Consider the following 23,477-nt stretch of genomic DNA (forward strand, 5'->3'; position numbering starts at 1 on the left):
CCCCTCTTTGCATTGAGTAGTGTGTGCTTGCGCATTTCGTCTTACATCTCAGCAAGGATCGGGTTTTCATGTTTTCAGGGCTGTTAATCATTCTGGTTCCCCTTATTGTGGGCTACCTTATTCCACTTCGGCACATGGGCGCACTAAAACTCATCAATCGCCTGTTGAGCTGGATCGTCTACCTTATTCTCTTTTTTATGGGCATCAGCCTGGCGTTTCTGGATAATCTCGCCAGCAACCTGTTAGCCATACTTCATTATTCTGCTGTCAGCGTGACGGTTATTTTGCTGTGTAATATCGCCGCGCTGTTCTGGCTGGAGCGTTCACTGCCCTGGCGGCATAACCATCAGCAAGAGAAACTACCGTCGCGGATCGCGATGGCGTTTGAGTCGCTCCAGCTTTGCGGGGTTGTCGTGGTGGGCTTCCTGCTAGGTCTCACCGGTCTTTCCTTTTTGCAGCACGCCACCGAAGCCAGCGAATATACGTTAATCTTTTTACTGTTCTTGGTGGGGATTCAGCTTCGCAACAGCGGTATGACCCTCAAGCAAATCGTGCTGAATCGCCGGGGCATGATTGTTGCCGCCGTCGTCGTCGCCAGTTCGATGCTGGCAGGGGTTATTAATGCGTTTATCCTCGGCCTGCCAGTCAAAACCGCGATGGCGATGGCGTCAGGTTTTGGCTGGTATTCGCTGTCCGGTATTCTGTTAACCGAATCGTTCGGGCCGGTGATTGGGAGTGCCGCCTTCTTTAATGACCTGGCGCGTGAACTGATTGCCATCATGTTGATTCCCGGCATGGTGGGCCGCAGTCGCTCTACCGCGTTGGGGCTATGCGGGGCCACATCGATGGATTTCACCCTGCCGGTTTTACAACGCAGCGGTGGACTGGAAATGGTTCCGGCAGCCATCGTGCACGGTTTTATCCTGAGTCTGTTAGTCCCTCTGTTGATGGCATTTTTCTCCGCCTGACCCTTAAACAAATACCTCTCTGGCGGTAGTTGGCTACCGCCAAAATTGCGCTAAATCAATCTCCTTGCAAGTTGTAGCAGAAATCCCTTTTATCCCTGCGCGCACAGGCATAACCTTAAACATGTATATTAAATATAACTTTAAAAGGTGTGACCATGTTTTGTGTGCAATGTGAACAAACCATCCGTACTCCGGCAGGGAACGGCTGCTCTTACGCGCAGGGTATGTGCGGTAAAACGGCTGAAACCTCCGATTTGCAGGATCTGCTGATTGCTTCCCTACAAGGTCTGTCTGCATGGGCTGTTAAAGCGCGTGAATATGGCATCATCGACCATGACGTTGATAACTTCGCACCGCGCGCGTTCTTCTCCACGCTGACCAACGTTAACTTCGACTCCCCGCGTATTGTTGGCTATGCCCGTGAAGCGATTGCCATGCGCGACGCGCTGAAAGCGCAATGTCTGAACATCGATGCGAACGCAGCGGTCGACAACCCGATGGCCGACCTGCAACTGGTCAGCGACGATCTGGGCGACCTGCAACGTCAGGCGGCTGAATTTACCCCGAACAAAGACAAAGCGGCCATCGGCGAGAACATTCTCGGCCTGCGCCTGCTGTGCCTGTACGGTCTGAAAGGTGCCGCGGCCTATATGGAACACGCGCACGTTCTCGGCCAGTACGACAACGACATCTACGCCCAGTACCACAAAATTATGGCGTGGCTGGGTACCTGGCCTGCCGACATGAACGCTTTGCTGGAGTGTTCTATGGAAATCGGCCAGATGAACTTCAAAGTGATGAGCATCCTGGACGCCGGTGAAACCACTAAATACGGTCACCCGACGCCGACTCAGGTCAATGTAAAAGCCACCGTTGGTAAATGCATCCTGATCTCCGGTCACGACCTGAAAGATCTCTACAACCTGCTGGAGCAGACCGAAGGTACCGGCGTTAATGTCTATACCCACGGCGAAATGCTGCCGGCACACGGCTACCCGGAACTGCGCAAGTTCAAACATCTGATTGGTAACTATGGCAGCGGCTGGCAGAACCAGCAGGTTGAGTTCGCTCGCTTCCCTGGCCCAATCGTGATGACCTCTAACTGCATCATCGACCCAACCGTGGGCGCGTACGACGACCGTATCTGGACCCGTAGCATCGTCGGCTGGCCGGGTGTGAGCCACCTCGAAGGCGACAACTTCGGTCCGGTCATCGCTCAGGCACAACAGATGGCAGGCTTCCCGTACAGCGAAATCCCGCACCTGATAACCGTAGGTTTCGGTCGTCAGACGCTGCTGGGCGCTGCTGATACGCTGATCGACCTGGTCAGCCGTGAAAAACTGCGTCATATCTTCCTGGTCGGCGGCTGCGACGGCGCGCGCGGCGAACGTAACTACTTCACCGACTTCGCCACCAGTGTCCCGGACGATTGCCTGATCCTGACCCTGGCGTGCGGTAAATACCGTTTCAACAAACTGGAGTTCGGCGATATCGAAGGCCTGCCGCGTCTGGTCGATGCCGGTCAGTGTAACGATGCTTACTCTGCCATCATCCTGGCGGTCACTCTGGCGGAGAAACTGGGCTGCGGCGTCAACGACCTGCCGCTGTCTCTGGTGCTCTCCTGGTTTGAACAGAAAGCGATTGTGATTCTGCTGACCCTGCTGTCGCTGGGTGTGAAAAACATCGTCACTGGCCCAACAGCGCCTGGTTTCTTCACGCCGGATCTGCTGGCTGTGCTCAACGAGAAATTCGGCCTGCGTTCCGTCACCACCGTTGAAGAAGACATGAAGCAGTTACTGAGCGCGTAAGGAGTAAAGAATGACAATGCCAACTCATCAGTGCCCATGGCGGATGCAGGTGCATCACATCCATCAGGAAACGCCGGATGTATGGACGATTTCGTTGCTGTGCCACGACTATTATCCGTACCGCGCCGGGCAGTATGCACTGGTCAGCGTACGTAACTCAGCCCAGACGCTGCGTGCTTACACCATTTCATCTACCCCGGGAGTAAGCGAGTACATTACGCTGACCGTTCGCCGGATTGACGATGGCGCAGGTTCACAGTGGCTGACCCGTGACGTGAAGCGCGGCGACTATATCTGGCTGTCCGATGCCATGGGTGAATTTACCTGTGAAGATAAGGCGGAAGATAAGTTCCTGATGCTGGCTGCCGGTTGCGGCGTGACGCCAATCATGTCAATGCGTCGCTGGTTGGCAAAGTACCGCCCACAGGCCGATGTGCAGGTGATCTTTAACGTTCGTTCACCGCAAGATGTTATTTTTGCCGACGAATGGCGTGACTATCCGGTGACGCTAGTCGCTGAAAACAATGCCACCCACGGTTTTGTTTCTGGCCGACTGACGACCGATCTGCTGAAAAGCGTGCCGGATCTGGTCTCTCGTACCGTGATGACCTGCGGCCCGGCGCCGTATATGGATCTGGTCGAGAAAGAAGTCAAAGCACTGGGCGTGACGCGCTTCTTTAAAGAGCAGTTCTTCACGCCAGTTGCCGAGGCCGCCACCAGCGGTCTGAAGTTCACCAAGTTGCAACCGGCGAAAGAGTTTTACGCGCCGGTGGGCAGTACGCTGCTGGACGCGCTGGAAAGCAATAAAGTGCCGGTCGTTGCCGCATGTCGTGCGGGCGTTTGCGGCTGCTGCAAAACCAAAGTGGTTGACGGTAACTACACGGTCAGCAGCACCATGACGCTGACGGATGCAGAAATAGCCGAAGGCTATGTACTGGCCTGCTCCTGTCATCCGCAGAGCGATTTAGTACTCGCTTAATCTGTAAAATACCCCTTCGTAGCTGCTCCAGGCCGGATAATGCGTTTACGCCATATCCGGCCTTTTTTTACCGCCAGGCCGAATTTCCTGCCACCGAGAAACGCCCCGCCCCTAAAAACGCGACAGCCAGCGCGCCGAGCAAGAAGTACACCAGACTCTCAATCGCCCATGCGCCGGTTTTGTCCAGTGACCAGGTTTCGCCCATCCCGACCATCAGCCACGCCACCACCATCGTAAACGCCAGCCCCAACGCCGCCGGACGGGTCAGGATCCCCAGGATAATCAGGCAAGGCGCAACGACCTCCCCCAACAGAACGCCGTAAGCAATAAAGCCCGGAAAACCTTTCGCTATCAGCATGCCGCTGATGCCATCAATACCGGAGAACAATTTATGTAAGCCATGAAACAGCATCAGTCCACCAACGGCGATGCGTAACAGAAACTTGCCAAAGTCTTCATGAGTCAGCGTTCGGTTCACTGCATTTAATAGTTTAGTAACCATTTGAATTCATTCCTTGTTTCACCATGCCAGATATCAAACTACGCGTTATCTGCTCAAAAGGTAAGCTGCCGAAAATAAGGGGGAAATGAGAAGCATAACTATCATCTTCATCTAAACTTGTAACCGGTATCACATTAAAGGAGATGGAAAACCATGAAACAAACGGTTGCCGCTTTTATTGCTAAAACCCTCGAACAAGCTGGCGTTAAACGCATTTGGGGCGTGACGGGCGACTCATTAAATGGTCTTAGTGACAGTCTTAATCGTATGGGAACGATTGACTGGATGCCGACCCGTCATGAAGAAGTTGCCGCCTTCGCCGCTGGCGCAGAGGCGCAGCTAACCGGCGAACTGGCCGTCTGTGCCGGTTCATGTGGACCAGGGAACCTGCACCTGATCAATGGGCTGTTTGATTGCCACCGCAACCATGTTCCGGTCCTGGCGATTGCCGCACATATCCCTTCCAGTGAGATCGGCAGCGGTTATTTTCAGGAGACCCACCCGCAAGAGTTGTTCCGCGAATGTAGCCACTATTGCGAGCTGGTTTCCAGCCCTGAACAGATCCCGCAGGTACTCGCCATTGCCATGCGTAAAGCCGTATTAAATCGTGGCGTCTCAGTCGTGGTATTACCCGGCGACGTCGCGCTGAAGCCCGCGCCGGAAAGCGCCAGCACGCACTGGTATCATGCGCCACTCCCGGTCGTCACCCCGGAAGAAGAAGAACTCAGAAAACTGGCGCAACTGCTGCGTTATTCCAGCAATATCGCCCTGATGTGCGGCAGCGGCTGTGCCGGCGCGCATCAAGAACTGGTTGAGTTTGCGGCAAAAATCAAAGCGCCGATTGTTCATGCCCTGCGGGGTAAAGAACACGTCGAATACGATAACCCGTATGACGTCGGTATGACCGGGCTGATTGGCTTTTCATCCGGATTCCACACCATGATGAATGCCGACACGCTGATCCTGCTCGGCACCCAGTTCCCCTATCGCCCGTTCTATCCGACCGACGCCAAAATTATTCAGATTGATATCAATCCGGCGAGCATCGGCGCGCACAGTAAAGTTGATATGGCGTTGGTGGGCGATATTAAATCCACTCTCCGCGCCCTGCTGCCGCTGGTGGAGGAAAAAACCGAGCGGAAGTTTTTGGACAAAGCGCTGGAGCACTATCGTGAGGCGCGCAAGGGTCTGGATGATTTAGCCAAACCGAGCGATAAAGCCATTCATCCGCAGTATCTGGCGCAGCAGATCAGCCATTTTGCCGCTGACGACGCGATCTTTACCTGCGATGTTGGTACCCCGACGGTTTGGGCGGCACGCTATCTGAAAATGAACGGCAAACGCCGCCTTCTCGGGTCGTTTAACCACGGGTCGATGGCGAACGCTATGCCACAGGCGCTCGGCGCCCAAGCGACCGAACCGGGACGCCAGGTCATCGCCATGTGCGGTGACGGCGGTTTTAGCATGCTGATGGGCGATTTTCTGTCGGTTGTCCAGATGAAGCTGCCGGTGAAGATTATCGTCTTCAACAACAGCGTGCTGGGATTTGTGGCGATGGAGATGAAGGCTGGCGGTTATCTGACCGACGGCACGGAGCTGCACGACACAAACTTCGCGCGGATTGCCGAAGCCTGCGGCATTACGGGCATTCGTGTGGAGAAATCCTCAGAGGTCGATGAAGCGCTGCAAAGGGCGATGTCGATTGACGGTCCGGTGCTGGTCGACGTGGTGGTGGCGAAAGAAGAGTTAGCCATCCCGCCGCAGATCAAACTCGAACAAGCAAAAGGTTTTAGCCTGTATATGTTGCGCGCAATCATCAGTGGACGCGGTGATGAAGTGATCGAACTGGCGAAAACGAACTGGCTCAGGTAAAACAGAGGGCATTACCTCACTAAAAAAGGAATGCCCGTGATTGACTTACGCAGTGATACCGTAACCCGGCCGAGTCGCGCCATGCTGGAAGAGATGATGGCCGCACCGGTCGGGGACGACGTATACGGAGATGACCCTACCGTTAACGCTCTCCAGCAATACGCTGCAGAGCTTTCCGGCAAAGAAGCCGCTATTTTCTTACCTACCGGCACTCAGGCGAACCTGGTTGCGCTGCTCAGCCACTGCCAGCGCGGCGAAGAATATATTGCAGGCCAGGGCGCACATAACTATCTCTACGAAGCGGGCGGCGCAGCGGTGCTCGGCAGCATTCAGCCGCAGCCTATCGACGCCGCGCCGGATGGCACTTTACCGCTGGACAAAGTGGCGGCAAAAATCAAAGCGGACGATATCCATTTTGCCCGCACACGCCTGCTTAGTCTGGAAAACACCCACAACGGCAAAGTGCTGCCACGCGAGTATCTGAAAGATGCCTGGGAATTCACTCGTGAGCGCAATCTGGCCCTGCACGTTGATGGCGCGCGTATTTTTAACGCCGTCGTCGCTTACGGTTGTGAGCTGAAAGAGATCGCGCAATACTGCGACTCGTTCACCATTTGTCTCTCCAAAGGTCTGGGAACGCCGGTAGGCTCACTGCTGGTCGGTAGTCACGACTACATTAAACGCGCCATCCGCTGGCGTAAAATGACCGGAGGCGGAATGCGTCAGGCCGGGATTCTGGCGGCGGCCGGACTGTATGCGTTGAAAAATAACGTGGCGCGTTTACAGGAAGACCATGACAACGCGGCCTGGATGGCGGAACAACTGCGCGAAGCAGGCGCAGATGTCATGCGTCACGATACCAATATGCTGTTTGTCCGCGTTGGCGAAGAACACGCTGCTGCGCTGGGCGAGTACATGAAGGCGCAAGGGGTACTGATTAACGCCTCCCCGATTGTACGCCTGGTGATGCATCTGGACGTATCGCGTGAACAACTTGCTGAAGTCGCCGCCCACTGGCGCGCTTTTTTAACTCGCTAAGGAGATAGGCGTGCCGCAACGGATTTTGGTTCTTGGCGCCAGTGGCTACATTGGTCAGCATCTGGTACAGGCGCTCAGTCAGCAAGGGCACCAGGTACTGGCTGCGGCACGCCGGATTGAACGGCTGGAAAAACTGCAACTGGCCAACGTCAGTTGCCACAAAGTCGACTTAACCTGGCCTGATAACCTGACGCCGCTGCTGACGGATGTTGATACGGTTTATTACCTGGTCCATGGCATGGGTGAAGGCGGTGATTTTATCGCTCATGAGCGCCAGGTCGCGATGAACGTGCGTGATGCGCTACGTAGCATCCCCGTCAAACAGCTTATTTTCCTGAGCTCATTACAGGCTCCGCGACATGAACAATCCGATCATCTGCGTGCGCGGCAGATAACCGCAGACATCCTGCGCGAAGCAGGCGTGCCGATGACCGAATTACGGGCAGGCATTATCGTCGGGGCGGGTTCCGCCGCTTTTGAAGTGATGCGCGATATGGTCTACAACCTGCCGGTACTTACGCCTCCGCGCTGGGTACGTTCGCGTACCACGCCCATCGCGCTGGAAAATTTGATGTACTATCTGGTGGCGCTGTTGGACCATCCCACAAGCCATCACCGCGTACTCGAAGCCGCAGGGCCACAGATATTAAGCTATCAGGAACAGTTCGAGCATTTCATGGCCGTCAGCGGCAAACACCGCTTGTTGATCCCTATCCCGTTTCCGACCAGTTGGATTTCGGTGTGGTTTTTGAATGTTATTACGTCGGTACCGCCCACTACGGCAAAGGCGCTGATACAAGGCTTAAAGCATGACCTGCTGGCCGACGACGCTGAGCTACGCGCGCTGATCCCGCAAAAGCTGATCGCCTTTGATGACGCAGTGCGCAGCACGCTGAAAGAAGAAGAGAAGCTGGTTAACTCCAGCGACTGGGGGTATGACGCTCAGGCATTCGCCCGCTGGCGTCCCGAATATGGCTATTTTGCCAAACAGGCTGGCTTTAGCGTCGACACCTCCGCCAGTCTGAAAGCGCTGTGGCAGGTGGTGAACCGACTCGGCGGGAAAGAGGGCTATTTCTTTGGCAATTTTTTGTGGAAGACGCGCGCCGCGCTGGACCTGCTGGTCGGCCATAAGCTGGCAAAAGGCCGCCCGGAAAACCCGTTGTTGCAGGTTGGCGATGCCGTGGATAGCTGGAAAGTGATCATCGTTGAGCCAGAAAAACAGCTCACACTGCTGTTTGGCATGAAAGCGCCGGGATTAGGCCGTTTAAGCTTTACACTGGAAGATAAAGGCGATCATCGGCGCATTGATGTACGCGCCTGGTGGCATCCGCACGGCATGCCCGGTCTCTTCTACTGGTTGTTGATGATCCCGGCTCATCTGTTCATTTTCAGAGGGATGGCAAAGCGTATCGCCAAACTTGCAGAACAAATCACAGACTAATGACAAAAAGAGACTGTATTCTTTCACGTTTCCCATTGCATACAGGCGTATTTCACGGAAGAATGCGCACGACGTTTTTTAAACACAGTGGATTGATATGAAGGTACTGGTTACCGGAGCCACCAGCGGCTTGGGCCGAAATGCGGTTGAGTTTCTATGCAGCAAAGGCGTCAGCGTCAGAGCCACCGGTCGCAACGAAGCGATGGGCAAGCTGCTGGAGAAAATGGGCGCAGAATTTGTGCATGCGGATTTGACCGAACTGGTCTCTTCGCAGGCAAAGGTCATGCTCGCAGGTATCGACACGCTGTGGCACTGCTCCAGTTTTACCTCGCCGTGGGGAACGCAGGAAGCCTTCGATCTGGCCAACGTTCGTGCTACCCGCCGTCTGGGCGAATGGGCCGTTGCCTGGGGCGTACGTAACTTTATCCATATCTCCTCTCCGTCACTCTATTTTGACTATCACCATCATCGGGATATCAAAGAGGACTTCCGACCACATCGCTTCGCCAATGAATTCGCCCGCAGTAAAGCGGCTGGTGAAGATGTGATTGCGCTGCTCGCGCAGGCTAACCCGCAGACCCGCTTCACGGTATTGCGTCCACAAAGTCTGTTCGGACCTCACGATAAAGTTTTTATCCCCCGTCTGGCCCACATGATGTACCACTACGGCAGCATCCTGTTGCCGCACGGTGGAAGTGCGTTGGTGGATATGACCTATTATGAGAACGCGGTACACGCAATGTGGCTGGTAAGCCAGGAAGCTTGCGATAACCTGCCGTCAGGCCGCGCATACAACATTACTAACGGCGAGCATCGAACGCTGCGCAGTATCGTGCAGAAGCTGATCGACGAGTTGAATATTGATTGCCGAATCCGCTCGGTGCCCTACCCGATGCTGGACATGATTGCTCGCAGCATGGAGCGTCTGGGCAATAAATCGGCGAAAGAGCCAAAGCTTACGCACTACGGCGTCTCGAAGCTGAATTTTGACTTTACGCTGGATACCACCCGCGCTCAGGAAGAGTTAGGTTACCAGCCCATCGTCACGCTGGATGAAGGGATTGAGCGTACCGCGGCCTGGCTGCGCGACCACGGTAAGCTTCCGCGTTAACCCTGCCCGTATTTCTCCAGCAAGGCCTCCGCAATCGCCTGCGTTTCTGCATCCGCCACGCCGTTCCACAACGTCGGGCGGAAGTGCATCTGGAATGCCATAATCACTCGCTGCTGTTCACGCGGCGTCATTTCGGGTTTCACCTCATAACCATAGCGCGACAGCAGATCGAGTAACGATGCAGTGTCTACCGGTGTAGACGGCGCTCTCCCGTTGAGATAAAACGCCACGCGCTGAGCATCAGGCCATGCGCCGATTCCCTGTGCAGCCAGCTGTTTCCATGGAAACAATGGGCCAGGATCGTCCTTACGCTGCGGTGCGACGTCCGCATGAGCCACCACGTTTTGCGGCTTGATGTCGTAGCGAGCAATAATGTCCTTCGCCAGTGGGATCAACGCCTGAATCTGCGCTGGCTCAAACGGGGCAAAATATTTCGTTCCCGCCGATTTTTGCCAGCCGCGGTTTTCCAGCTCAATGCCAATCGAGGTATCGTTAATCCGCGTCGCGCCGCGCCAGAAGCTAATCCCGGCATGCCAGGCCAGATCGTTTTCCGGCACCAGTTGCCAGATACGCGGCTTGCCGTGATAAAGCGGCGGCACAGCTGGGATCAGATAGTGCGAACTGACGTTTTTATCGGTCAGCGTAGCCAGTGAAGCGTCAAAATCATCGGCCGTGTAATGGATAACCAGCACTTTAATGCGCGGGTAAGCGGCCTGCGCCTGACGGCGGGTATCCAACTGATATCCGTCTTTATCGACAATCCCTTTTTCGCCAGCACAGCCCGCCAGCAGCAGCGTCAATGCCAGCAGCCACAACAGACGCTTCATCGGCGAGTTTTCACCGCAGTACCGCTGACGCTCACCATCAACATGCTGCCATCTTTACCCACGGTTTCGTAATCAATGTCGATACCGACGACCGCATCAGCACCCAGCGCTTTCGCCTGCTCACCCAGCTCCTGAAAAGCAATTTCGCGCGCTTTACGCAACTCTTTTTCATACGCGCCGGAGCGGCCGCCGACAATATCGCGAATGCCGGCGAAGAAATCGCGGAAGATATTCGCGCCTAAAATCGCTTCGCCCGTCACCACACCGCAGTATTCCACGATGCTCTGCCCTTCAAGCGTTGGGGTAGTTGAAAACTGCATGATTAATCTCCTTTTTGCGCTAAGAGCACGATCTCAAAAGCATTATCGAACCGATCCACTATCATTGAAAGGATATATTCTATCAACGTAGAACACTAATAGTAGAAAGCTAATAAGGAAATCATTATGCGCTACTCGAAACTCTCACTGCTGGTTCCATGTGCACTACTTCTCAGCGCCTGTACTACCGTGACTCCGGCCTATAAAGATAACGGCACGCGGAGCGGTGCATGCGTAGAAGGCGGGCCAGACAGCGTGGCTCAACAATTCTATGATTACCGTATTCAGCATCGAAACAATGACATTACCCCCCTTCGTCCATACCTCAGCGACAATCTGGCTAAACTGCTGACCGATGCCAGCCGTGATAACGCGCATCGCGATCTGTTTAACAGCGATCCGTTCTCCAGTCGCACGACGTTACCGGATAGCGCCAGCGTCGCCAGCGCATCGACTATTCCGAATAGTGATGCACGCAACATTCCGCTGCGCGTAGAGCTGAAACAGGGTGACCAAAGCTGGCGTGACGAAGTGCTGATGATCCGCGAAGGCCAGTGCTGGGTAGTAGACGACGTCCGCTATCTGGGCGGCAGCGTACACGCGCCAGCCGGGACGCTGCGCCAGTCTGTGGAAAACCGCTAGTCGCACCCATTCACCCGCCCGCATCATAACCCCCATAAATTGTCCGGCATTCTGCATAGAATGCCGACAATTATTCTTGCTCGCTGGTGGCCCCGCTATTTTGTGCTATGTTTAGATAAGAATGCGGTTTGCATTTAACTTTTAACGCATAAATATTGCATAACTATTCTGTCAAAGGTAGTATCTGCGGCTTCAATAGCTATCAGACTGCCAGCATACGAGTGTCAATGAGTATTCAATTAAACGGCATTAACTGCTTCTACGGCGCACATCAGGCGCTGTTCGATATCACGCTGGATTGCCCTCAGGGTGAAACACTGGTGTTACTTGGCCCTAGTGGAGCCGGGAAAAGCTCGCTACTGCGTGTACTCAACCTGCTTGAGATGCCGCGCTCGGGCACGCTCTCTATTGCGGGTAACCGTTTCGACTTCACGAAAACACCGTCAGATAAAGCTATTCGCGATCTGCGCCAGAACGTGGGTATGGTTTTTCAGCAATATAATCTTTGGCCGCACCTCACGGTTGTACAGAATCTGATTGAAGCGCCCTGCCGTGTGCTCGGTCTGACAAAAGAGCAGGCAATGGCGCGCGCCGAGAAACTGCTCGAACGTCTGCGTCTGAAGCCCTACAGCGATCGTTATCCGTTGCATCTCTCCGGCGGCCAGCAGCAGCGTGTAGCCATTGCCCGCGCATTAATGATGGAACCGCAGGTGCTGCTGTTTGATGAACCGACCGCCGCGCTTGATCCGGAAATTACCGCGCAAATCGTCAGCATCATTCGTGAGCTGGCGGAAACCAACATTACTCAGGTGATCGTCACCCACGAAGTGGAAGTTGCTCGTAAAACGGCCAGTCGTGTGGTGTATATGGAAAACGGTCATATCGTCGAGTTTGGGGATGCGAGCTGCTTTGCTAACCCGCAAACCGAAGCATTTAAAAACTATCTCTCTCACTAAGATTCGGGACAATACAATGAAAAAAGTTCTGATTGCCGCGCTAATCGCAGGTTTTAGCCTTTCCGCTACCGCAGCCCAAACCATTCGTTTCGCTACCGAAGCGTCTTATCCTCCGTTTGAATCTATCGATGCGAATAACAAGATCGTCGGTTTTGACGTTGATCTGGCGAACGCGCTGTGTAAAGAGATCGATGCTACCTGTACGTTTACCAATCAGGCATTCGACAGCCTGATCCCGAGCCTGAAATTCCGTCGTTTTGACGCGGTGATGGCCGGTATGGACATCACGCCTGAGCGTGAAAAACAGGTCCTGTTTACCACCCCTTACTACGACAACTCTGCGCTGTTTGTTGGCCAGCAGGGTAAATACACCAGCATTGATCAGCTGAAAGGCAAAAAAGTTGGCGTACAAAACGGGACGACGCACCAGAAATTCATCATGGATAAGCATCCGGAAGTGACCACCGTACCGTATGACAGCTACCAGAATGCCAAGCTCGATCTGCAAAACGGTCGCATTGACGGCGTCTTCGGTGATACCGCAGTGGTAACCGAATGGCTGAAAGACAATCCAAAACTGGCCGCTGTTGGCGACAAAGTGACGGATAAAGATTACTTCGGTACAGGTCTGGGCATCGCGGTGCGTCAGGGCAACACTGAGCTGCAGCAGAAATTTAACGCTGCACTGGAAAAAGTGAAGAAAGATGGGACTTACGAGACCATCTACAACAAATGGTTCCAGAAGTAATATTTGATGAATGAATTTTTTCCGTTAGCAAGCGCCGCCGGGATGACCGTCGGCCTTGCGGTTTGTGCGCTGATCATCGGCCTTGCGCTCGCCATGTTTTTTGCCGTCTGGGAGTCCGTAAAATGGCGTCCAGTGGCATGGGCAGGTTCTGCGCTGGTCACCATTCTGCGCGGGTTACCAGAAATTCTGGTGGTTCTGTTTATCTATTTCGGCTCCTCGCAACTGCTGCTGACGCTGGCCGATGGTTTTACGATTAATCTCGGGTTTGTAGAAATCCCGGTACAGATGCAGATCGAAAACTTCGACGTCAGCCCGTTCCTGTGCGGTGTGATTGCGCTGTCTTTGCTGTACGCCGCCTATGCGTCGCAAACGCTGCGTGGCGCGCTGAAGGCCGTGCCGCTCGGACAATGGGAATCCGGTCAGGCGTTGGGTTTGTCTAAAGCCGCGATCTTCTTTCGTCTGGTGATGCCGCAAATGTGGCGTCATGCCTTACCGGGACTGGGTAACCAGTGGCTGGTATTGCTGAAAGATACCGCGCTGGTCAGCCTGATCAGCGTGAACGATCTGATGCTGCAAACCAAAAGCATTGCCACGCGTACCCAGGAGCCATTTACCTGGTACATTGTGGCGGCGGCTATTTACCTGGTGATTACGCTGGTGAGTCAGTACATTCTCAAACGCATTGACCTGCGCGCGACACGTTTTGAGCGGAGACCAGGCTGATGCTTGAGTATTTACCTGAATTGTTGAAAGGGCTGCATACCAGCCTGACGCTGACGGTCGCCTCCATCGTGGTTGCTCTGGTGCTGGCGCTGATTTTTACCGTCATCCTGACGCTAAAAACGCCGGCCCTGGTCTGGCTGGTCCGCGCCTATATCACGCTGTTTACCGGTACACCGCTGCTGGTGCAAATCTTCCTGATCTACTACGGACCAGGACAGTTCCCGACGCTGCAGGAGTATCCGCTGCTGTGGCATCTGCTCTCTGAGCCGTGGCTGTGCGCCTTAATTGCGCTGTCGTTAAACAGTGCGGCCTATACGACGCAGCTGTTCTACGGTGCCATCCGCGCAATCCCGGAAGGTCAGTGGCAGTCATGCGGTGCATTAGGGATGAGCAAAAAGGATACGCTGGCGATTCTGTTGCCATACGCCTTTAAACGCGCCCTCTCCTCGTATTCCAACGAAGTGGTGCTGGTGTTTAAAAGTACCTCACTGGCTTACACCATCACGCTGATGGAAGTCATGGGCTACAGCCAACTGCTGTATGGTCGCACTTATGACGTCATGGTCTTCGGCGCGGCGGGCGTGATTTACCTGATCGTCAACGGTTTGCTGACGCTGATGATGCGCTTAATCGAACGTAAAGCGCTGGCGTTTGAACACCGGAATTAAGCCGATAACTGCATAAAGCGAAAAATAAAAGACGGGCAAGTCTAACAACCGCCCGTCTTTTTTTATATCGATAAAATACTTAATCATTTTTATTGCATATAAATTCATTAAATGGCATTGTTAATTCACGCCGCAGACACGGTAAATCATCATAAGATTGACAGACGGGAGTTCCACCATGAAAAAGTTAGTACTGGCCGCATTACTGGCTACTTTCGCCGCTGGCGCCTCAGCCGCTGATAAAATTAGCTTTGGTGTATCAGCGACTTATCCGCCATTTGAATCGCTGGACGCGAGCAACAAAATTGTCGGTTTTGACATTGACCTGGCAACGGCGCTGTGCAAACAAATGCAGGCGGAATGTACTTTTACCAATCATGCTTTCGACAGCCTGATCCCCGCGCTGAAATTCAAAAAATATGATGCAGTGATTTCCGGAATGGATATCACGCCTGAACGTAGCAAACAGGTTGCGTTCACACAGCCTTACTATGCTAACTCCGCGCTGGTTATTGCCAAGAAAGACGCCTATAAAACCTTTGCCGATCTGAAAGGAAAACGCATCGGTATGGAAAACGGCACCACGCACCAGAAATACCTGCAGGACAAACATCCTGAAGTGAAAACCGTGGCCTATGACAGCTATCAGAATGCGATTATCGACCTGAAAAATGGCCGTATTGATGGCGTATTTGGCGATACCGCCGTCGTTAACGAGTGGCTGAAAACTAACCCGCAGTTAGGCGTGGCTACCGACAAAGTGACCGACCCACAATACTTCGGTACCGGTCTTGGCATTGCGGTTCGCCCGGATAACAAAGCCCTGCTGGAAAAACTGAATAACGCACTGGCCGCCATCAAAGCGGACGGTACCTACCAAAAAATCAGCGATCAGTGGTTCCCGCAGTAATTTCCGCTCAATCTGAAAAGCCGCAACCGCGGCTTTTTTTATCTCTTCGCCTGCGCTTTCAGTCAGTTCTTACGCCAGAAATGCATTCATGGCATACACTAATTAAAACGATAAAGAATGAGGCATAAGGATGATAGCGTTTCCTGCCAGCTTGCTGATCCTCAATGGAAAAAGTGCTGATAATCTCCCTCTGCGTGAAACTATTGCGCAGCTTCGCGATGAGGGCGTGGAAATTCATGTACGCGTCACCTGGGAAAAAGGCGACGCTCAACGTTACGTTGATGAAGCGCGTCGATTAGGCGTTGCAACGGTGATTGCCGGCGGCGGCGATGGCACGATCAACGAAGTCTCGACAGCGCTAATCCAGTCGCAGGGCGGCAATGTTCCCGCCCTGGGTATTTTACCGTTGGGAACGGCGAATGACTTTGCCACCAGCGTGGGTATTCCTGAAGCATTGGATAAAGCGTTAAAACTGGCTATCGCCGGAAATGCGACAGAGATCGATATGGTGCAGGTCAATGATAAAACCTGTTTTATCAACATGGCGACCGGCGGCTTCGGCACTCGTATCACCACCGAAACGCCAGAAAAACTCAAAGCCGCGCTGGGCGGCGTATCGTATTTTATTCACGGTTTAATGCGCATGGATACGCTCAAGCCCGACGTCTGCGACATCCGTGGAGATGATTTTCACTGGCAGGGCAAAGCGCTGGTGATTGGGATTGGTAATGGCCGCCAGGCCGGTGGTGGACAACAGCTTTGCCCGACGGCGCTGATTAACGACGGATTGCTGCAACTGCGCATTTTTACCGGCGAGGAGTTGCTGCCCGGGCTGCTTTCAGCGTTAACGCAATCCGAAGACAACCCTAATATCATTGATGGCGCTTCATCGTGGTTTGATATCCGCGCCCCACACGAAATTACCTTTAATCTTGATGGCGAACCGCTCAGCGGACAGGAGTTTCATATTGAAATCCTGCCCGCGGCGCTACGTTGCAGATTGCCGCCGGGTTGCCCGTTGTTGCGCTAACAAAACGGCACCCCGCCGCAATCAGGCAATGGTGACTTTGCTGTCCAGATAAACATCCTGCACGGCGTTAATCAGCTTAACGCCGTCGGCCATGGTTTTCTTGAATGCTTTGCGTCCAAGGATCAGCCCCATACCGCCAGCGCGTTTATTAATGACTGCCGTACGTACCGCATCGCTCAGATCGGTTTCTCCACCGGCAGCGCCGCCAGAGTTAATTAATCCGGCGCGCCCCATATAGCAGTTCGCCAACTGATAACGTACCAGGTCAATCGGGTTGTCGCTGGTCAGCTTGTTGTAGACGCGATCGTCGGTGTAGCCAAAGTTAACGGCTTTGTATCCGCCGTTATTTTCCGCCATTTTCTGCTTCACGATATCCGCCCCAATGGTGGCGGCCAGATGGTTAGCCTGACCAGTGAGATCGGCGGAGACATGATAATCCACCCCGTCTTTCTTAAACGCGGAGTTACGCAGATAAGCCCACAGTACGGTGACCATACCCAGCTCATGGGCACGCTCAAACGCGGCGGAAATCTCTTCAATCTGACGTCGAGACGCCTCAGAACCGAAATAAATAGTCGCCCCGACCGCCACCGCGCCCATATTGAACGCCTGCTCGACGCTGGCATATAACGTCTGGTCAAACGTATTGGGATAACTGAGCGTTTCGTTGTGGTTAATCTTCACAAGGAACGGAATACGGTGCGCGTAACGGCGGGAAACAGAAGCCAGCACGCCATAGGTCGATGCCACGCAGTTACACCCTGCTTCGATTGCCAGTTCCACGATATTCTTTGGATCAAAGTACAACGGGTTAGCCGCAAACGATGCCCCAGCGGAGTGCTCCACGCCCTGGTCCACCGGAAGAATCGACAGGTACCCTGTTCCAGCCAGGCGCCCCGTGTTATACAGCGTCTGCATATTACGCAGTACGGCTGGGGGACGGTTGTTATCAACCATTACGCGATCAACGTAATCATGTCCTGGCAGGTAAAGTTGGTCAGAAGGAATGGTCATACAACGATGCTGTAAAAGGCTGTCGGCATCTTTGCCAAGCAACTGCGCAATATCAGTCATAGCTATGCTCCCGTAAGTTCCGATTAATAATCGGAATGTGAATTATCCTGACCCGCTTTTTTGCGGGCAGCAATAAGCCTGGTACCGACTGCGCTTTTTTTCCATCTTTAGCGCACTTTTCAGCGATTTCCGCTGGAACGATTCAGGAAGAAATAATGTTAAGGCGGTCAAATTTAGACCGCAAAGGTATTTTAAAGGTATTATCAGGTGGTACTATCAACGCGTACCTTACCTGTCATGAAGGATTTAAAGATGAAAACTACAGTTAAGCTGTCGTTCATGATGTTTGTTGAGTGGTTTATCTGGGGCGCCTGGTTTGTCCCGCTTTGGCTGTGGCTCAGCAAAAGTGGCTTTACCGCGGGTGAAATTGGTTGGTCGTACGCCTGTACCGCCATTGCTGCGATCCTGTCGCCGATTCTGGTCGGCTCTATCACTGACCGTTTCTTCTCAGCGCAAAAAGTCCTCGCCGTATTGATGTTTGTCGGCGCTATCCTTATGTACTTCGCCGCGCAGCAAACCACCTTTAGCGGATTCTTCCCGCTGTTACTGGCCTATTCACTGACCTATATGCCGACAATTGCGTTAACCAACAGTATCGCTTTTGCCAACGTACCGGACGTGGAACGTGATTTCCCACGCATTCGCGTGATGGGCACCATTGGCTGGATTGCGTCTGGTTTGGCCTGCGGCTTCTTGCCGCAAATGCTCGGCTATAGCGATATTTCCCCCACCAATATCCCCCTGCTTGTTACGGCCGGAAGTTCCGCGCTGTTAGGCGTTTTTGCGTTCTTTTTACCGGATACGCCGCCGAAAAGTACCGGCAAGATGGATTTCAAAGTCATGCTGGGGCTGGATGCGCTGATCCTGCTGCGGGATAAGAACTTCCTCGTCTTTTTCTGTTGCTCATTCCTGTTTGCCATGCCGCTGGCATTTTATTACATCTTCGCCAACGGTTATCTGACAGAAGTTGGGATGAAAAATGCGACCGGTTGGATGACGCTGGGCCAGTTCTCTGAAATCTTCTTTATGCTGGCGCTGCCGTTCTTCACCAAACGCTTTGGCATTAAAAAGGTATTGCTGCTTGGTCTTATTACTGCGGCTATCCGCTACGGATTCTTCGTTTACGGCGGTGCGGAAGAATATTTCACTTATGCCCTGCTGTTTCTCGGCATTCTGCTACACGGCGTCAGTTACGACTTCTACTACGTTACGGCTTATATCTATGTCGATAAAAAAGCGCCGGTACACATGCGCACCGCAGCGCAAGGGCTTATCACGCTCTGCTGTCAGGGATTCGGCAGCCTGCTGGGTTATCGCCTGGGCGGCGTAATGATGGAAAAAATGTTTGCCTATAAGGAACCGATTAATGGTCTCACCTTCAACTGGGCGGGCATGTGGGGATTTGGCGCGATCATGATCGCCGTCATTGCCGTGCTGTTTATGATTTTCTTTCGCGAATCAGATAAAGAAATTACCGCCATTCAGGTGGACGATCGCGATGTAGCGTTGAAACAAGGGGAAGTGAAATGAAAGCAGAACGTATTCTCGGTGCTCTTTATGGGCAGGCGTTAGGGGATGCGATGGGCATGCCGTCTGAACTGTGGCCAAGAACCCGGGTTAAAGCACACTTCGGTTGGATCGACCGTTTTTTGCCTGGACCTGCGGAGAATAATGCCGCCTGTTATTTTAACCAGGCGGAGTTTACCGATGACACATCCATGGCCCTGTGTCTGGCTGATGCCTTGCTTGAATGTGATGGAAAGATAGTTCCAGACGTTATTGGCCGCAATATTCTGGCCTGGGCCGAACGTTTCGATGCCTTTAATAAAAACGTGCTTGGTCCAACGTCAAAAATTGCGCTAAATGCCATTCGCAACGGCAAACCTGTTGCCGAACTGGAAAATAATGGCGTCACTAACGGAGCGGCAATGCGCGTTTCGCCGCTGGGATGTCTGCTGCCCGCGCACGATCTCGATACCTTTATTGATGACGTCGCACTGGCCTCCAGCCCGACACATAAATCGGATCTGGCTGTCGCCGGCGCTGTCGTCATCGCGTGGGCGGTGTCGCGTGCTATCGACGGAGAAAAATGGTCGGAGATCGTCGACGCGCTGCCTGCCATTGCCCGACATGCGCAGCAAAAACGGATCACCACCTTTAGCGCCTCGCTCTCTGCCCGTCTTGAACTGGCGCTGAAAATCGTTCGTCATGCCGATGGTATAGAGTCCGCCAGCGAGCAGTTATACCAGGTCGTTGGGGCCGGAACCAGCACCATTGAGTCCGTGCCCTGCGCCATCGCGATGGTCGAACTGGCGCAGACCGATCCTAACCGCTGCGCCATTCTGTGCGCGAATCTTGGGGGCGATACCGACACCATCGGGGCAATGGCGACCGCTATTTGCGGTGCGTTACATGGCGTAAGCGCGATTGACCCGGCATTGAAACAGGAACTGGATGCGGTAAATCAACTGGACTTTACCCGCTATGCCAGCGGATTACTGCGACTGCGCGGACAACGGGAGGCGCTATGAACAGCACCACGCGTCTGCAACAACTTCTCCCCCAGTTAGGTTCACACAGGCCGGTTACGGTGGTGGGGGCAGCGGTCATTGATGTTATTGCCGATGCGTATGCCCTCCCCTGGCGCGGGTGTGATATCGAGCTTAAACAGCAAGGCGTTAACATTGGCGGCTGCGCGCTCAATATTGCCGTTGCGCTCAGGCGTTTAGGTATCAGCGCCAGCAATGCGCTACCGCTGGGTCAGGGGGTATGGGCCGATATTATCCGCAACCGGATGGCAAAAGAGGGATTGCATAGCCTGATCGACAACGCAGAAGGCGATAACGGTTGGTGTCTGGCGCTGGTGGAACCGGATGGCGAACGAACCTTTATGTCTTTTAGCGGCGTCGAAAACCAGTGGAACACCGACTGGTTGGCGCATCTGAACATCCCGCGTAACAGCCTGGTCTATCTGTCAGGCTATCAGTTAGCCTCTCCATGTGGCGAGCTGCTGGTCCAGTGGCTGGAAGGTCTGGAAGACGTGACGCCGTTTATCGATTTTGGTCCGCGAATCGGCGATATTTCAGACGCCTTAATGGCGCGAATCATGGCCTGCCGACCACTGGTATCACTCAATCGACAGGAGGCCGAAATTGCCGCCGAGCGTTTTGCATTAAGCCAGGATGTAGAGGGTTTTGGCGCAGAGTGGGTACGCCGTTTCGCCGCGCCGGTGGTGATACGCCACGATAAAGACGGCGCGTGGTATTTCAGCGCGCAAACATCCGGTTGCGTACCAGCATTTAAGACGACCATCGTGGATACCATTGGCGCGGGCGACAGCCACGCCGGCGGCATGCTGGCCGGACTGGCGTCAGGCTGGCCGCTGGCTGATGCGGTACTGCTGGGCAATGCGGTGGCTTCCTGGGTAGTCGGGCATCGCGGCGGCGATTGCGCCCCCTCGCGAGAGGCGTTACTCCTCGCACACAAAGACGTATAGATCGCTTCGGCAATAGCTGATGCTGTATTCAATGGGCCGTTGCTGCTGGTCAAGCGCTACCTGCTTGATCACCAGCACCGGCACTTTGCTGTCCATTTGAATGTGTGCCTGGAACTCTGCGTCAGGCATCCTGGCGCTGACGCGTGAACGCGTGCGCTGCGGGAAGATATGCTGGCTGCGAAAATAGTCGTACAGCGAAACGCCGATGGCATCCACATCATGGATTAGTTGGACCGGCACCCATGACTCTTCAATAGAAACGGCGTCTTCATCGACATAGCGAATACGCTTGAGCAGAAAAACGTCACTCCCGGCGGCAACAGCCAACTGCTGCGCTACCTCTTCCGGACAAGGCACAATGCGCTTGTTGACCCACAGCGTATCTGGTTTTTTACCGCGTAAAACGACCTGCTGCGAGAAACCCCGCGCTTCTTTAAGCGAATACTCGAAGATGTTGTTGATCTGCGTCCCGTAACCGCGGGCGCGTGTCACCACGCCTTCTTCCTCCAGGGCCTGCATTGCCTTGCGTACCGTAATTCGCGACACGCCGGTCAACTGACTGAGATCGCGCTCGCCGGGCAGGATATTGCCATGCTCGAGGATCCCGCAGCGCACAGCGTTTTTCACCGTTTGCGCAAATTTCATATACAGCGGCGTGTTATCTGCCGCTGCAATGCGTTCATTCAGTTGCGCGATAAGCTGGGTATGCGCTTGTTCCATTTATCTTTTTCCAGGCAGACGTTTCTGCTGCCAGTATACTCATTACCACCACGCGTGGAAATGATGCACCGGACCTATTCCCTGCCCGACTTCAAGGGTGTCGGCTTGTGCCAGCGCAGCTGAAAGCCACAGCTTGGCTTCCTGTACCGTATCAGCCCAGTTGTTATGCCGTGGACGCAGCGCCGCCAGCGCTGCGGACAGCGTACAACCGGTACCGTGGGTGTTTTTAGTGATAACACGGGGCGCAGTAAAACGCTGTTCGCCGTCACGGGTAAACAGCCAGTCCGGGCTTTGCGCATCCTCCAGATGACCGCCTTTCATCAGCACCGCCTCACAGCCCAGCGCTCGCAGCGCCCTTCCCTGTTCTAACATCTCCTGTTCCGTTTGCGCATGCGATGCGCCGAGCAATGCCGCGGCCTCCGGCAAATTTGGGGTGATAATTGAAACCTGCGGCAGCAAACGGGTACGCAGCGTTTCTACCGCTGCGGGCGACAGTAACGGATCGCCGCTTTTCGCCAGCATTACCGTATCCAGCACCACATTTTGCACCCGATGGCGGTGCAAACGTTCGGCGACCGCTTCAACAATATCCGCTTCCGCCAGCATGCCGATTTTGGTGGTGTCGATACGTACATCGCTGAACACCGAGTCCAGTTGCGCAGCGACAAAGTCAGGTTCAATGCGATACACCGACTGCACCCCACGCGTATTTTGCGCCACCAACGCCGTGATCACCGAACAGCCGTAAGCGCCAAGCGCGGAGAACGTTTTTAAATCGGCCTGAATACCCGCGCCACCACTGGGATCGGTTCCGGCAATCGTTAATGCGTTAATCCGTTTCATGCTTGCTCCTGCGCGTTCAGGTTATAGAGGGCGTCGAGAAATGCCGGGACAAAACTGCCCGGCCCGGTCGATTGTTGCGTGGCGATTTGTCCGGCCTGTTTCATCCAGCTACAGGCGGAGGCGACGTTATCAAGCCGGTCACCGGGCAGCGCGCAACTGGCCGCAACGACCGCAGATAGCGCACATCCGGTGCCGACCACGCGCGTCATCAACGGATCGCCGCCATTCACGCAGACAGTGCGCAGACCATCGGTAACATAGTCCACTTCGCCAGTCACCACGACGATGGTCTCTACCTGACGGGCCAGCGCCCGGGCCGCGCCAAGCGCAGCGGCTGGCGTATCGGTCGTGTCCACGCCACGCCCCCCGCCGTTCATTCCTGCCAGCGCCAGTATTTCCGAGGCATTACCGCGAATTACGGCTGGCTGTAGCGACAGTAAATCCAGACAGAAGCGGCGGCGAAACTCAAGAGCGCCCACGGCAACGGGATCGAGCGTCCAGGGGGTTTTAGCAAGAAGCGCCTGCTCAACGGCGACGCGCATCGCCGTGGCCCGCTCCAGGGTAAGCGTGCCGACGTTAACCAGCAATGCGCTGGCAATAGCCGCAAACTGGCTGGCTTCTTCAGGTTCAACCACCATCGCAGGTGATGCGCCTAACGCCAGCAGCGTATTGGCGGTAAAGTTTTGCACGACCTCATTGGTCATACAGTGCGTGAGGGGGGAAAGCGTTCTAAAGTGGTGTAAGGCATGGGCCGCGAGCGCGCGGCTGTGCAGGTCAGGCTGCATGGTTCAGCTCCTGCCC

General features: G+C 54.3%; 24 protein-coding genes. 17 read left to right on the top strand and 7 right to left on the bottom strand.

The window, feature by feature from the left end; all coding sequences use genetic code 11:
• Positions 1–68: 68 nt before the first annotated feature.
• From OOJ59_RS05940 to hcr, 3 genes are all read left to right on the top strand, one after another.
• Positions 69–968: a lysine exporter LysO family protein gene (locus tag OOJ59_RS05940; protein WP_087855944.1), complete on the top strand. Its 900-nt coding sequence runs from the start codon at positions 69–71 to the stop codon at positions 966–968.
• A 155-nt stretch (positions 969–1,123) separates the two neighbouring features.
• Positions 1,124–2,776 (top strand): hydroxylamine reductase, encoded by a 1,653-nt coding sequence (gene hcp, locus OOJ59_RS05945; RefSeq protein WP_137347122.1) that lies wholly within the window; start codon positions 1,124–1,126, stop codon positions 2,774–2,776.
• Between the two features lie 10 nt (positions 2,777–2,786).
• Positions 2,787–3,755 carry an NADH oxidoreductase gene (gene hcr / locus OOJ59_RS05950; protein WP_069323474.1) on the top strand — a complete coding sequence of 323 codons (969 nt, stop codon included), beginning with the start codon at positions 2,787–2,789 and terminating at the stop codon, positions 3,753–3,755.
• A gap of 67 nt (positions 3,756–3,822) precedes the next feature.
• Here hcr and OOJ59_RS05955 read toward each other — a convergent pair whose 3' ends face one another.
• The gene (locus OOJ59_RS05955) at positions 3,823–4,257 is read right to left on the bottom strand and encodes a DoxX family protein (RefSeq protein WP_069323473.1); all 435 of its coding nucleotides are present in this window, start codon (positions 4,255–4,257) and stop codon (positions 3,823–3,825) included.
• Between the two features lie 153 nt (positions 4,258–4,410).
• Between OOJ59_RS05955 and poxB the strand changes: the two genes are divergently transcribed.
• From poxB to OOJ59_RS05975, 4 genes are all read left to right on the top strand, one after another.
• A complete protein-coding gene (gene poxB / locus OOJ59_RS05960; protein ID WP_137350826.1) occupies positions 4,411–6,129 on the top strand; it encodes a ubiquinone-dependent pyruvate dehydrogenase in 1,719 nt (572 codons plus the stop codon).
• Between the two features lie 36 nt (positions 6,130–6,165).
• Positions 6,166–7,167 carry a low-specificity L-threonine aldolase gene (gene ltaE, locus OOJ59_RS05965; RefSeq protein ID WP_085047903.1) on the top strand — a complete coding sequence of 334 codons (1,002 nt, stop codon included), beginning with the start codon at positions 6,166–6,168 and terminating at the stop codon, positions 7,165–7,167.
• A 10-nt stretch (positions 7,168–7,177) separates the two neighbouring features.
• Positions 7,178–8,608 carry an SDR family oxidoreductase gene (locus OOJ59_RS05970; protein ID WP_121529269.1) on the top strand — a complete coding sequence of 477 codons (1,431 nt, stop codon included), beginning with the start codon at positions 7,178–7,180 and terminating at the stop codon, positions 8,606–8,608.
• A gap of 97 nt (positions 8,609–8,705) precedes the next feature.
• Positions 8,706–9,719, top strand: coding sequence for an NAD-dependent epimerase/dehydratase family protein (locus OOJ59_RS05975; RefSeq protein ID WP_038641874.1), 1,014 nt, complete (start codon positions 8,706–8,708; stop codon positions 9,717–9,719).
• On the opposite strand, the gene OOJ59_RS05980 is transcribed toward OOJ59_RS05975, so the two are convergent.
• Both OOJ59_RS05980 and OOJ59_RS05985 read right to left on the bottom strand, forming a co-directional pair.
• Entirely contained in the window at positions 9,716–10,546 is an 831-nt protein-coding gene (locus OOJ59_RS05980; protein ID WP_085047901.1) for an N-acetylmuramoyl-L-alanine amidase, read from the bottom strand. The genes OOJ59_RS05975 and OOJ59_RS05980 overlap by 4 nt on opposite strands.
• Positions 10,543–10,866 (bottom strand): heavy metal-binding domain-containing protein, encoded by a 324-nt coding sequence (locus OOJ59_RS05985; protein ID WP_001160725.1) that lies wholly within the window; start codon positions 10,864–10,866, stop codon positions 10,543–10,545. The genes OOJ59_RS05980 and OOJ59_RS05985 overlap by 4 nt, the downstream gene beginning before the upstream one ends.
• A gap of 126 nt (positions 10,867–10,992) precedes the next feature.
• Between OOJ59_RS05985 and OOJ59_RS05990 the strand changes: the two genes are divergently transcribed.
• From OOJ59_RS05990 to yegS, 7 genes are all read left to right on the top strand, one after another.
• Positions 10,993–11,508 (top strand): lipoprotein, encoded by a 516-nt coding sequence (locus OOJ59_RS05990; RefSeq protein WP_160956060.1) that lies wholly within the window; start codon positions 10,993–10,995, stop codon positions 11,506–11,508.
• Between the two features lie 227 nt (positions 11,509–11,735).
• Positions 11,736–12,464: an arginine ABC transporter ATP-binding protein ArtP gene (artP, locus tag OOJ59_RS05995; protein WP_003027295.1), complete on the top strand. Its 729-nt coding sequence runs from the start codon at positions 11,736–11,738 to the stop codon at positions 12,462–12,464.
• 16 nt (positions 12,465–12,480) lie between these two features.
• On the top strand, positions 12,481–13,212 hold the full coding sequence (gene artI / locus OOJ59_RS06000; protein WP_003027298.1) for an arginine ABC transporter substrate-binding protein ArtI: 732 nt from the start codon (positions 12,481–12,483) through the stop codon (positions 13,210–13,212).
• A 6-nt stretch (positions 13,213–13,218) separates the two neighbouring features.
• On the top strand, positions 13,219–13,935 hold the full coding sequence (gene artQ, locus OOJ59_RS06005; protein WP_038641891.1) for an arginine ABC transporter permease ArtQ: 717 nt from the start codon (positions 13,219–13,221) through the stop codon (positions 13,933–13,935).
• A complete protein-coding gene (gene artM / locus OOJ59_RS06010; RefSeq protein ID WP_160956059.1) occupies positions 13,935–14,603 on the top strand; it encodes an arginine ABC transporter permease ArtM in 669 nt (222 codons plus the stop codon). The genes artQ and artM overlap by 1 nt, the downstream gene beginning before the upstream one ends.
• 178 nt (positions 14,604–14,781) lie before the next feature.
• Positions 14,782–15,513, top strand: coding sequence for an arginine ABC transporter substrate-binding protein ArtJ (gene artJ, locus OOJ59_RS06015; RefSeq protein ID WP_061382043.1), 732 nt, complete (start codon positions 14,782–14,784; stop codon positions 15,511–15,513).
• Between the two features lie 130 nt (positions 15,514–15,643).
• Positions 15,644–16,543: a lipid kinase YegS gene (yegS, locus tag OOJ59_RS06020; RefSeq protein WP_160956058.1), complete on the top strand. Its 900-nt coding sequence runs from the start codon at positions 15,644–15,646 to the stop codon at positions 16,541–16,543.
• A gap of 21 nt (positions 16,544–16,564) precedes the next feature.
• On the opposite strand, the gene fbaB is transcribed toward yegS, so the two are convergent.
• Positions 16,565–17,617, bottom strand: coding sequence for a class I fructose-bisphosphate aldolase (gene fbaB / locus OOJ59_RS06025; RefSeq protein WP_160956057.1), 1,053 nt, complete (start codon positions 17,615–17,617; stop codon positions 16,565–16,567).
• Between the two features lie 252 nt (positions 17,618–17,869).
• On the opposite strand from fbaB, the gene OOJ59_RS06030 reads away from it, so the two are divergent.
• From OOJ59_RS06030 to OOJ59_RS06040, 3 genes are read left to right on the top strand one after another with little or no spacing between them, the layout of a single operon-like run.
• Entirely contained in the window at positions 17,870–19,147 is a 1,278-nt protein-coding gene (locus OOJ59_RS06030) for a nucleoside permease (RefSeq protein WP_038641902.1), read from the top strand.
• On the top strand, positions 19,144–20,148 hold the full coding sequence (locus tag OOJ59_RS06035; protein WP_160956056.1) for an ADP-ribosylglycohydrolase family protein: 1,005 nt from the start codon (positions 19,144–19,146) through the stop codon (positions 20,146–20,148). The genes OOJ59_RS06030 and OOJ59_RS06035 overlap by 4 nt, the downstream gene beginning before the upstream one ends.
• Positions 20,145–21,113: a PfkB family carbohydrate kinase gene (locus OOJ59_RS06040; protein ID WP_193157085.1), complete on the top strand. Its 969-nt coding sequence runs from the start codon at positions 20,145–20,147 to the stop codon at positions 21,111–21,113. The genes OOJ59_RS06035 and OOJ59_RS06040 overlap by 4 nt, the downstream gene beginning before the upstream one ends.
• Here the strand turns inward: OOJ59_RS06040 and OOJ59_RS06045 are convergent.
• The 3 genes from OOJ59_RS06045 to thiM are packed head-to-tail and all read right to left on the bottom strand — an operon-like array spanning position 21,087 to position 23,461.
• Entirely contained in the window at positions 21,087–21,833 is a 747-nt protein-coding gene (locus OOJ59_RS06045; protein ID WP_038641911.1) for a GntR family transcriptional regulator, read from the bottom strand. The two genes, OOJ59_RS06040 and OOJ59_RS06045, sit on opposite strands and share 27 nt — an antisense overlap.
• Before the next feature lie 42 nt (positions 21,834–21,875).
• Positions 21,876–22,676 carry a bifunctional hydroxymethylpyrimidine kinase/phosphomethylpyrimidine kinase gene (gene thiD, locus OOJ59_RS06050; RefSeq protein WP_087855934.1) on the bottom strand — a complete coding sequence of 267 codons (801 nt, stop codon included), beginning with the start codon at positions 22,674–22,676 and terminating at the stop codon, positions 21,876–21,878.
• The gene (gene thiM, locus OOJ59_RS06055) at positions 22,673–23,461 is read right to left on the bottom strand and encodes a hydroxyethylthiazole kinase (RefSeq protein WP_038641915.1); all 789 of its coding nucleotides are present in this window, start codon (positions 23,459–23,461) and stop codon (positions 22,673–22,675) included. Before thiM ends, thiD begins: the two co-directional genes overlap by 4 nt.
• Positions 23,462–23,477 lie beyond the last annotated feature (16 nt).

Origin of the sequence: Citrobacter sp. W9, from assembly GCF_026719375.1 — a bacterium.
GTDB lineage: Bacteria > Pseudomonadota > Gammaproteobacteria > Enterobacterales > Enterobacteriaceae > Citrobacter > Citrobacter werkmanii.